The organism is Zemynaea arenosa, from assembly GCF_004614185.1.
GTDB lineage: Bacteria > Pseudomonadota > Gammaproteobacteria > Burkholderiales > Burkholderiaceae_D > Telluria > Telluria arenosa.
Genome location: NZ_SPVF01000100.1, coordinates 25910 through 36132, shown reverse-complemented (window position 1 = coordinate 36132; position 10223 = coordinate 25910). Strand labels below are relative to the sequence as shown.

The 10223-nt window shown below is 66.2% G+C and carries 8 protein-coding genes; 5 read left to right on the top strand and 3 right to left on the bottom strand.

The annotated features are described in order from the left end of the window. The first annotated feature begins 126 nt into the window (after positions 1-126). Both E4L96_RS07325 and E4L96_RS07320 read left to right on the top strand, forming a co-directional pair. A complete protein-coding gene (locus tag E4L96_RS07325) occupies positions 127-918 on the top strand; it encodes a hydrolase 1, exosortase A system-associated (RefSeq protein WP_135206558.1) in 792 nt (263 codons plus the stop codon). A 4-nt stretch (positions 919-922) separates the two neighbouring features. Continuing rightward, positions 923-1663, top strand: a complete 741-nt coding sequence (locus tag E4L96_RS07320; RefSeq protein WP_135206557.1) for a tetratricopeptide repeat protein — start codon at positions 923-925, stop codon at positions 1661-1663. Between the two features lie 3 nt (positions 1664-1666). Here the strand turns inward: E4L96_RS07320 and prsR are convergent, their stop codons facing one another. Together prsR and E4L96_RS07310 are read right to left on the bottom strand one after the other, a co-directional pair. Beyond that, positions 1667-3022, bottom strand: coding sequence for a PEP-CTERM-box response regulator transcription factor (gene prsR, locus E4L96_RS07315; RefSeq protein WP_135206556.1), 1356 nt, complete (start codon positions 3020-3022; stop codon positions 1667-1669). 9 nt (positions 3023-3031) lie between these two features. Further along, entirely contained in the window at positions 3032-4423 is a 1392-nt protein-coding gene (locus E4L96_RS07310; protein ID WP_135206555.1) for a TIGR03013 family XrtA/PEP-CTERM system glycosyltransferase, read from the bottom strand. A gap of 154 nt (positions 4424-4577) precedes the next feature. On the opposite strand from E4L96_RS07310, the gene nadB reads away from it, so the two are divergent. The 3 genes from nadB to E4L96_RS07295 are packed head-to-tail and all read left to right on the top strand — an operon-like array spanning position 4578 to position 7932. Further along, the gene (gene nadB / locus E4L96_RS07305) at positions 4578-6200 is read left to right on the top strand and encodes an L-aspartate oxidase (RefSeq protein WP_135206554.1); all 1623 of its coding nucleotides are present in this window, start codon (positions 4578-4580) and stop codon (positions 6198-6200) included. After that, the gene (locus tag E4L96_RS07300) at positions 6197-7102 is read left to right on the top strand and encodes a DMT family transporter (RefSeq protein ID WP_135206553.1); all 906 of its coding nucleotides are present in this window, start codon (positions 6197-6199) and stop codon (positions 7100-7102) included. Before nadB ends, E4L96_RS07300 begins: the two co-directional genes overlap by 4 nt. Next, positions 7099-7932, top strand: a complete 834-nt coding sequence (locus tag E4L96_RS07295) for an NAD-dependent protein deacetylase (RefSeq protein WP_135206552.1) — start codon at positions 7099-7101, stop codon at positions 7930-7932. Before E4L96_RS07300 ends, E4L96_RS07295 begins: the two co-directional genes overlap by 4 nt. 15 nt (positions 7933-7947) lie before the next feature. Here E4L96_RS07295 and E4L96_RS07290 read toward each other — a convergent pair whose 3' ends face one another. Further along, positions 7948-10089 carry an alpha-amylase family glycosyl hydrolase gene (locus tag E4L96_RS07290; RefSeq protein ID WP_135206551.1) on the bottom strand — a complete coding sequence of 714 codons (2142 nt, stop codon included), beginning with the start codon at positions 10087-10089 and terminating at the stop codon, positions 7948-7950. Positions 10090-10223 lie beyond the last annotated feature (134 nt).

Sequence of the window (10223 nt, the reverse complement as noted above, 5' to 3'; positions counted from 1 at the left end):
CCGCTGGCCCGACACCACGCTGCGCTTCCACCACGTGGCCGGCCCGGCATTCTGGGCCACCCGCGCGATCGCCGACTCGCCCGCCCTGCTGGACGCGACCACGCGCTTTGCCGCCCCGGAGCGCATATGAATACCCAGCAACGCGCCCTGCGCTTCATGTGCGCCCACTGCTGCCTGTTCGGCGTGCTCGACGTGCCCGAACGGCCGCTGGCACGCGGCATGCTGATCGTGACCGAGCAAGGCCAATACCGCACCGGCAGCCACCGCCACCACACGCTGATTTCGCGCAGCCTGTCCGCGCGCGGCATTCCGGTGCTGCGCTTCGACCACCGCGGCTGCGGCGACAGCGAATGTTCCGCGCGCCGCTTCGACGCTATCGGCGACGACATCGCGGCCGCCGTGAAAGAATTTTTCATTCACGTGCCGGAATTGAAAGAAATCGTCATCTGGGGCATCGGCGACGCGGGTACCGCCGCGGCGCTCTATGCCTGCACCGACGCCCGCGTGTGCGGCCAGATCCTGCTCAACCCCTGGTCTACCGATCCCGAAGTGGCCCACGGCGGACGCACCGAGCAAGCACGCGTCGGCGAGCTCGAATTCTGGCGCAACATCGCCTCGCGCAGCCTGGACATGGCCCAGGCCATGTCCCACATCCGCCAGCAGATGCGCCGCACCGCGCACGACCCCGCCGCCACGCTGGCCCAGCGCCTGATGGCGAGCCTCGACTGCTTCGACGGCCGCACCCTCGTCATCCTCGGCGGGGCCGACCGCCAGGCGCAGGATTTTGCCGCCCTCCTTGCCCGCAACGACGTCGACTGCCAGCGCATCGACATCCCCGCGGCGGGCCACAGCTTTGCTTCGCGCGCCTGGCGGGACCAGGTCGCCGAGGCGAGCGCCAACTGGATCGTTTCATGGTGACCCTATGCTCACAGCCCTGCTGATCGCCGCCGCCGCGGCCACCTCGTCCGTTCCCTCCACGCCGGTGCGCGACTGCGGCGCCGTCACCGTCCCGCAAAGCGGCGGCGACTACACCGACCCGCAGGCCGCGGACCGGCTCAAAGTGGTCGAGGCCTATCACTTCACCGCCGACGTGGAAAGCCTCCGGCACGGCGCCTCCGGCCCGCTGGGCGGAGACCTCGGCTACACGCTCGAGCACTTCCCGAATCACCACCGCGCGCTCGCGGCGCTGGTCCGGCTGTCGATCCGTGAGCAGAACCCGCGTCCGCACGGTGCCCGCTATTCCACCGAATGCTATTTCGACCGCGCCCTGCGTTTTTCCGCGGCCGACACGCAAGTGCGCCGGGTGTATGCCGACTTCCTGCTTGCCACCCGCCGCGACGAGGATGCGCTGGCCCAGCTGGAAAAGGTGATCGCCTCGGACCCGAACGACGCCCGCTCGCACTACAACGCGGGCCTGCTCTGCGTACGGAAGAAGGACTGGGCGCGCGCCGCCGCGCATGCGAGCGAAGCGTACCGGCTGGGCTTCCCGCTGCCCGGCCTGCGCAACAAACTGGCCGATGCCGGCCACCCACTGCCGGCCGTCACCGTCAAACCGAAGGAAGATGGGGAGGCCGCCCGTCCGCTGCCCGCCGTCGCCGCCAAACCGAAGGAAGAAGCGGAGGCCGCGCGCGGCGCCGAAGCGCCGCCGGACCTCCAGGAATAGTCCCTACCCGAGCCGCCTGATGCCGTGATGGTTCATCAGGTCATACAGCGTGGGGCGGCTCACCCCCAGCAGCTCCGCGGCCTTGACGATGTTCCCGTCGGCCCGCGCCAGCGCCGTAACCATCACCTTGTACTCCGCCGCGTCGCGCACCTGGCGCAGGTTGACCGGCTCCTCGCCGCTTTCCATCTGCGGCAGCCCCAGGTCGGCCGGCGTGATCTGCGGTCCATCGCACATGATCACCGCGCGTTTGATGCAGTTTTCCATCTCGCGCACATTGCCCGGCCAGTCGTACTGCTCGATCACGCGCAGCGCCTCCTCCGAAAAGCTCAAGGTAGACCGGCTCTCGGTCACGCAGAAGCGGTTCTTGAAGTGATGCGCCAGCAGCGCACGGTCCCCGGTGCGCTCACGCAGCGGCGGAATGGTGAGCACGATCTCGCTGAGGCGGTAGAACAGGTCGCGCCGGAAGCGGCCGTCCTGCACCAGCGCCTGCAAATCCTGGTGCGTCGCGCAGACGATCCGCACGTCCACCGGAATCTCCGTGCGCCCGCCCACCCGCTCGATCACGCGCTCCTGCAGAAAGCGCAGCAACTTGGCCTGCAGCGGCAGCGCCATATCCCCGATCTCGTCGAGGAAGAAGGTGCCACCGTTGGCCAGTTCGATCTTGCCGAGCGTCTGCTGGGCGGCGCCAGTGAAGGCGCCCTTCTCGTGCCCGAACAATTCGCTCTCCAGCAGCTGCTCGGGAATCGATGCACAGTTGATGGCGATGAAGCGCGCATCCTGCCGCCCGCTCATGCGGTGCAGCGCGCGCGCAATCAGCTCCTTGCCGCAGCCCGAATCCCCCAGCAGCATCACGGTCGCCGTAGTGGGCGCCACCTTCTCGACGCTGCGGCACAGCTGCAGCATGCCCGGGTCGCGCGTGACGATGCCAGCCAGCGGCGAATCGCTCTGGATCTGCAGCATGCGCCGGTTCTCTTCCTGCATCTCGAACAGCGTGAACGCGCGCTCGATCACCAACGGCAGCACCTGCATGTCCACGGGCTTCTGCTGGAAATCGTAGGCGCCCATGGCCACGGCCTTGAGCGCATTGGCCCGGTCCTGGTTCCCCGAGAGGACGATCACTTTGGTTTCCGGTGCCACTGCGAGGATCTGCTGCAGCGTCGCATGGCCTTCGCTGGCGCCATCATGATCGGGCGGCAGGCCCAGGTCCAGCGTCACCACGCCGGGCCGGTGGCGGTGGATCTGCGCCACCGCCGTTTCCCGGTCGCCGGCCACGATCACCTCGTAGTCCGAGAGCGACCAGCGCAGCTGCTTCTGCAGCCCGACATCGTCTTCCACCACCAGCAGCTTTTTGCGTCCCATCGTGCCTCCTCAGCGCGCGCCGTTCCCCGACAGGACCACCCGGACCGTATCGATCAGGATGAGCATGTCCAGGAACAGGCTGTTGTTCTTCACGTAGTAAAGGTCGTACTGCAGCTTTTTGATGGCGTCATCGACCGATGCGCCATAGTGGTAGCGCACCTGCGCCAGCCCGGTGATGCCCGGCTTGATCCGGTGCCGGATCTCGTAATAGGGAACGTGCGCCGCCAGCTGCTCGACGAAGTAGGCTCGCTCCGGCCGCGGCCCGACGAAACTCATTTCGCCACGCAGCACGTTGAGGATCTGCGGCAGCTCGTCGATCCGCAGCGCGCGGATGATGCGTCCCACGCGCGTCACGCGCGGGTCGTTTTGCGCGGCCCAGGTGGGCGTGCCAGCGGCTTCCGCATCGATGCGCATGCTGCGGAACTTGAGCACCCGGAACGCCCGCCCGTCGCGGCCCACCCGTTCCTGCGAATAGAAGACCGGACCGCCATCCTGGAACCAGATCGCGAGGGCCGCCAGCAGCATCACCGGCAGCGCACATATCAGGATCACGAGGCTGGCCGCCAGATCGAACGCGCGCTTGACGAAGGCGCGCCAGAAGCTCTGATCGAATCCACCGCCATAAATGAGATAGCTCGGTTGTAGCGAATCGATACGGATCTGACTCGCCTCACGTTCGAAAAATGTGGCAGCGTCGATCACGCGCATGCCGCGCAGCGCGCATTCGAGCAGCTGGTGGACCGGGAACTGTCCGCCGCGCCGGTTCGCCAGCGCGACCACGATCTCGGTCACGCCGTGCCGGCGCGCCATGTCCAGCAGCGGTTCGCCCTGCGCCAGCATCATCTCCTCCGGCACGCAGACCTCTTCGCCCTCCACCTGCACGCAGCCCACCACACGCGACGGATGGGCACCCGTGCGCGCCGCCACCTGCGCGATGCAGTCCCGCGCCAGCGGTCCGCCGCCCACGAAAAGCAGGCGCGGACCAATGAACGACGATGCCGCCGAACGCACCAGAATGATGCGCGTGAGCGTGACACCCGTGGCCCCGATCGCGAACACCAGCCCAATCGAGGCCCGCCCCATATACATGTCCGGCCGCAGCATGATCAGCGCGTGCATCAGCAGGAATCCGAGGGCGAAGGAAGGAATCAGCCGAATGAGCGTCGAGCGCACGCCCGCGCGCAGCGTGTGCTGGTACATCCCGAGGGCGCTCATGCTGAACAGAATGACAACCGTGAACGCGATGCTGGTGAGGTAGCGGCCGCCGACGTGGCCCGGATGATGGTGGCGCGGCGGCAGCAGTTCGCCCGCCAGGATGGTCGCCGACAGCAAGATGCCCAGCTCCAGCAGCAGCAGCAAGAAGGCCATCTTGGAAACGTAGTGATTGAAGATGCGGATCATGGACCCTCCTGCAGGCACCCGCCCATCTTGGCGGACCCGAAGGGGGCCAACTTTGACAAGAACCAAACAGCCGCGCCAACAAACCCCGGCCTGACGCGCAACATTCAAATCGACTATAGTGTTGGCTTGTCGTTCTGACTTCATCCACCGAACCATGAAATTCGACGTTGCCATCGTCGGCAGCGGCCTGGCCGGTCTGTCGGTCGCGCTGCACCTGGCCGAAACCCGCACGGTCGCCATCATTTCCAAACGCGCGCTGCTTGATGGCGCCAGCAATTGGGCACAAGGCGGCATCGCCGCGGTGCTCGATTCCGGCGACAGCCATGACCAGCACATCGAGGACACCCTCATCGCCGGCGCCGGGTTATGCGACGAAGGCGCCACCCGCTACATCGTCGAACACGGGCGCGCCGCCATCGAATGGCTGATCGCCCAGGGCGTCCCCTTCACCCGCGACGCCAGCGCGGAACTGGGCTTCCACCTGACCCGCGAAGGTGGCCACAGCCAGCGCCGCATCATCCACGCCGCCGACGCCACCGGCCACGCGGTGCAGGTCACGCTGGAACAGAAGGTGCGCGCGCACCCGAACATCACCCTGTTCGAGCACCACTGCGCGATCGACGTGATCACCTCGGACAAGCTGGCCGCGCGCGAAGGCGGCGCCACCTTGCCGCAGCGCCCGCAGTGCCACGGCATCTACGTGCAGGACGAAAAAACCGGCCACGTACTGACATTCGAAGCGCAGCACACCGTGCTGGCCACGGGCGGCGCCGGCAAGGTCTATCTGTACACGACCAATCCGGACACCGCCACCGGCGACGGCATTGCCATGGCGTGGCGCGCGGGCTGCCGCGTGTCCAACATGGAGTTCATCCAGTTCCACCCGACCTGCTTGTACCACCCGTTTGCGAAATCCTTCCTGATCACGGAAGCGATCCGCGGCGAAGGCGGCCTGCTCAAGCTCCCGCCGGAAGCAGGCAAGGACGCGGGCCGCCGCTTCATGCCGGACCACGACCCGCGCGCCGAACTGGCCCCGCGCGACGTGGTGGCCCGCGCCATCGACTTCGAAATGAAGAAGCGCGGCCTCGATTACGTCCACCTGGACATCAGCCACCAGTCGCCGGCGTTCCTGCAGGAGCACTTCCCGACCATCTACGCGCGCTGCCTTGAACTCGGCATCGACATTTCAAAAGAGCCGATCCCGGTGGTCCCGGCGGTGCACTTCACCTGCGGCGGCATCGTCACCGACCTCGCCGGCCGCACCGACATCGCCAACCTGTACGCCGTCGGCGAGACGGCTTGCACCGGCCTGCATGGCGCCAACCGCCTGGCCTCCAATTCGCTGCTGGAATGCGTGGTGATCGGGCGCGCCTGCGCCGAGGACATCGCCGCCAAGGAGCACGCCGCGGCGCGCGGCCTGCCCGAGTGGGACGAGAGCCGCGTCACCGACGCCGACGAAGAAGTGGTCATCGCCCACAACTGGGACGAGCTGCGGCGCTTCATGTGGAACTACGTGGGCATCGTGCGCACCACCAAACGGTTACAGCGCGCGGCCAACCGGATCGCCCTTCTCAAGGAAGAAATCGACGAGTACTATCGCAACTTCCGCATCACCCATGATTTGCTGGAGCTGCGTAACCTGGTCGATGTCGCATCGCTGATCGTCAACAGCGCGCTGTCGCGGCACGAGAGCCGCGGCCTGCACTTCTCGCGCGACTATCCCGATACCTTGCCCAAGGCCCTGCCCAGCGTCCTGACACCACCCCGGCGCCGTTGAATCACAAGCTCACCCCGTCCACTGCCCTGCTGCTGACCATCCCGCCGCTGCTGTGGGCGGGCAATGCCATCGTCGGGCGCCTGCTGCGCGATGCCGTCCCGCCGATGACGCTCAACCTGCTGCGCTGGACGATCGCGCTGGTGGTCCTGCTGCCATTGGGCTGGCGCATCTTGCGAGCCGACGCTGGAGGCGCCATCTGGACGCAGTGGAAACGCTACGCCGTGCTTGGCCTGTTCGGCGTGGGCCTGTACAACTCCCTGCAGTACCTTGCCCTGCACACCTCCACGCCCATCAACGTCACGCTGGTCGCCGCGGGCATGCCGGTGTGGATGATGCTCGTTGGCCGCATGTTCTTCAGCGTCGCGGTGAGCGGGCGCCAGATGGCGGGCGCCTTGCTCTCCATCGCGGGCGTGCTGGTGGTGCTGTGCCGCGGTGACATCCAGCTGCTGCGCGAACTGCACCTGGTTCCGGGCGACCTGTTCATGATAGGCGCGACCATTGCCTGGTCGTTCTACACCTGGATCCTGCTGCAGCCGAAGGACCCGCCCGAACTGCGCGCCAGCTGGAGTGCCTTCCTGTTCGCGCAGGTGCTGTACGGCGTGCTGTGGTCCGCGCTGTTCAGCGCCATTGAATGGACGGTCGCGCCGGCGCACATGAGGTGGAATGCCGGGGTGCTCGCGGGCCTCGCCTACGTCGCCATTGGTCCCGCCATCGTGGCCTTCCGCTGCTGGGGTGCCGGAGTGCAGGAGGCCGGCCCCAGCGCCGGCGCCTTCTTCGCTAATCTGACACCGCTGTTTGCAGCCCTGCTGTCGTCCGCATTCCTGGGCGAGGCGCCGCACCTGTATCATGCACTGGCATTCCTCGCGATCGTCGGGGGCATTGTCCTGTCGTCGAAAAAATGAGCACCGTTGAACAGCTGGCCGAATTCCTGCACCGCCACCGCGATGTGCTGGTGCTGACGGGCGCCGGTATCAGCATCGCTTCCGGCATACCCGGCTACCGCGACAAGGACGGCGTGCGCAAGGGCCGCATGCCCATCCAGGGCCCCGAGTTCCGCAAGCTCGAAGCGGTGCGCCGCCGCTACTGGGCGCGCAGCATGGTCGGCTTTAAGACCATGCATCTCGCCCAGCCCAACGCCGCGCACCGCACGCTCGCCGCTCTCCAGGCCAGCGGCAAGCTGCAACCCATCGTCACCCAGAATGTGGATGGCCTGCACAGCGCCGCCGGCAGCGCGGGCGTGGTGGAACTGCACGGGAACATCCACCGCGTGATCTGCCTCGAGTGCCGCGCCCTGCTCCCCCGCGCCGCCGTGCAGACCATCCTCGAAGAGCGCAACCCGGACCTCGCCAACGTGCTCGCCCAGCCTGCGCCGGACGGCGACGCCCACGTGGAGCCGGATGCCCTCGACACCTTCGAGCCGCCTTGGTGCCCGCACTGCGGCGGCATGCTCAAGCCGGACGTCGTCTTTTTCGGTGACAGCGTCCCGCCCGAGACCACGCGCGCCGCGCTGCAGCGGCTGGAGGAAGCCGACGCCCTGCTGGTGGTCGGATCCTCGATGGTGGTGTTCTCCGGCTACCGCTTCGCGCGCAACGCCGCCGCCGCGGGCAAGCCGGTGGCCGCCATCAACGTCGGCCGCATGCGCGCGGACGATTTGCTGTCGCTGAAGATCGAGGCGCCCGCCGAACAGGCCCTGCCCCAGCTGGCAGACCTGCTCGGCGCGGGCGTGCCCTAGCCTAATCGCCGGCCATCACGGCTGCCAGTTCACGTTCACCGTTGCGGTGCCGGAGGCTGGCGCCACGAAGGTGTGATTGGAGCCGCCTTCCCACACCGTCGGGTTGGAGCTCTTCTTCAGGAACTTGTAGCTGATGGTCGCCCCGGCGGGCACGCTGACATCCGTGTACCAGGACGGATACTGGTACATCACCTGATTGAACATCGGCCCGAGCGGCGCCGTCGCACTCCAGTTGGTCAGCTCCCACTTGTCCCCGGTGAGGAAGACGTTTTCGCCCGAGACCGTGGTCGCGTTGTTAACCACGAAGCGCACCGCCACCTGCGGCCCGCTGAGGATCTCGATGTTGTTGATGACGTTACTGGCCACCGCGCTCGCGTTCTTCACGCTCACGCCGTACATGCCCGCCGCCACTGACGGCACCAGCACCTTGACCTGCGTATCCTCCCACGACAGGATATTCGCGCCCGTGACGGCGGTCGCGCCAAACATCACCGTGCCCTTGGTTGCGCCAAAGCCGCGGCCATCGATGGTGATGGTCTTGCCCGGATAGGACATCGCAGGACCAACGTGGCCCACGCGCGGCGTCGTGATCGGCGCCGCGTACTGCCACACCGCCACCGCGCCCGCCGCCAGCGTGAAGTTGGAAACGGCGCCGCTGGAATTCACCGTGATGCTGTTCCCGCCGAGTCCCAGCCCCGCTAGCACGTCCGTGTACGTCCCCGCCGGCAGCGCGGCAAAGAAGCCGCTGATCGGCTGCGCCACGCTCAGGTTCCGGTTGATCGCCACCACTGCCACGTTGGTGCCGAATTGGCGCTCAAAGATCAGGACATCGCTGTTCACCCAGCGCTGCACCGTGCTGCCGTACGCGATGGCCGGATTGGACTTGCGCAGCGGCGCCAGCGCCTTGATCAATTTGTAGGCCGTGGTGGTGGTCGAGAAGGACGTCATCATCGCCCGGTTGTCCGGGTCCCCGGTGCCCTGCATGTACTGCTCGGTGCCGTAGTAGATGGCCGGAACGCCGCGCGACGTGAGCGTGAACGCGACTGCCTGTTCCAGCTTGCGGCCACTGACGCCGGCCGCCTGGAAGCGCGCCATGTCGTGGTTGTCGATGAAGGTTACCTGGTCGTTGACCTGGTTGTACTGGGTCGACGTGTCCGAGATCATCTGGTTCAGCGCCGTCATGTCCGCGCTGCCGTCCTTGAACACCTGGCGTACCTTCTGCGCGAACTGGAAGTCCAGGAAGCTCATCCCGCTGCGGTTCGCAAAATAGTGGTTGGCCGGGTCGACTTCGCCCACGCCCAGGAACCATTCGCCGAACGAGAACACCGGCTTGTAGCCGTGGATGTAGGCCATCAGGTTCTTTTGCCAGCCGAACGGCATGTGCTTGACCGCGTCGAAGCGGATGCCATCGATCCCCAGGTCCAGCCAGACCTTGATGGCGGCCTTGAAGTAGGCGTCGATCTGGGTCTTGTTGTGGTTCAGGTCCGCGAGATCAAACAGGTTGCGGTAGATGCCGCTCTCCAGCGTCGAGAAATCGGTGCCGCCGTTGTGGTGGAAGTAGCCGTTCGGGTCGGACGAGTAGCTGGCCATCAGGGAGCCGTTGTCATACAGCTTGCCGTTTTCGCCGAATGTGGAATCGGACTGCGAGGCCGGCGAGGTATGGTTCGGCGCGAAGTCGATGATCACCTTGATACCCTTGGCGTGAGCGGCGTTGACCAGGTTCGTGAAGTCGGTGAGCGTGCCGAAGGCGAGGTTCGGCTTCTTGAAATCGCGCGCCCAGTAGCCGTGGTAGGCGGTGCTATTGGTGCCCGAGTAGTTCAGCACCGCCGTGATGTTCTCGACCGGCTGCGAGATCCAGATCGCGGTGATGCCCATCCCGGTGAGGTAGCCGTCGTTGATCTTGGCCGTGATGCCCGCCCAGTCACCGCCGCAATACAGCTTGCGCTGGGTGCAGCCGGAGCTGAAGGCCGATCCCGTGGGATTGTTCGCAGTGTTCCCGTCCTTGAGCCGGTCGGTCACGATCTGGTAGATCACATCGGTGTTGAAGCCCTGCTTGTTGGACACGCTGGTGTCCGGCGATGCGAGTGCGGTCTGCCCCAGACTCGCGGCGGCACAGGCCACCGCGGCGCATGCGAGCGCGCGTCGTGTTGTCTCCATGAGTGTGGTCCTTTTCGAAGGTTATGTTTTCCAGCCGGGTGCGAGCCCGGCCAGAAAAAGTATGCGGTAGTTTGACTACCACACCAATCGAAAAGGTGACTACACTTCCAGAGTAGTCGACTACATCAAACCGG

Coding starts and splice junctions, on each gene's coding strand:
- E4L96_RS07325 (WP_135206558.1), top strand. CDS start 127: ATGAATACCCAGCAACGCGCCCTGCGCTTCATGTGCGCCCACTGCTGC.
- E4L96_RS07320 (WP_135206557.1), top strand. CDS start 923: ATGCTCACAGCCCTGCTGATCGCCGCCGCCGCGGCCACCTCGTCCGTT.
- prsR (WP_135206556.1), bottom strand. CDS start 3,022: ATGGGACGCAAAAAGCTGCTGGTGGTGGAAGACGATGTCGGGCTGCAG.
- E4L96_RS07310 (WP_135206555.1), bottom strand. CDS start 4,423: ATGATCCGCATCTTCAATCACTACGTTTCCAAGATGGCCTTCTTGCTG.
- nadB (WP_135206554.1), top strand. CDS start 4,578: ATGAAATTCGACGTTGCCATCGTCGGCAGCGGCCTGGCCGGTCTGTCG.
- E4L96_RS07295 (WP_135206552.1), top strand. CDS start 7,099: ATGAGCACCGTTGAACAGCTGGCCGAATTCCTGCACCGCCACCGCGAT.
- E4L96_RS07290 (WP_135206551.1), bottom strand. CDS start 10,089: ATGGAGACAACACGACGCGCGCTCGCATGCGCCGCGGTGGCCTGTGCC.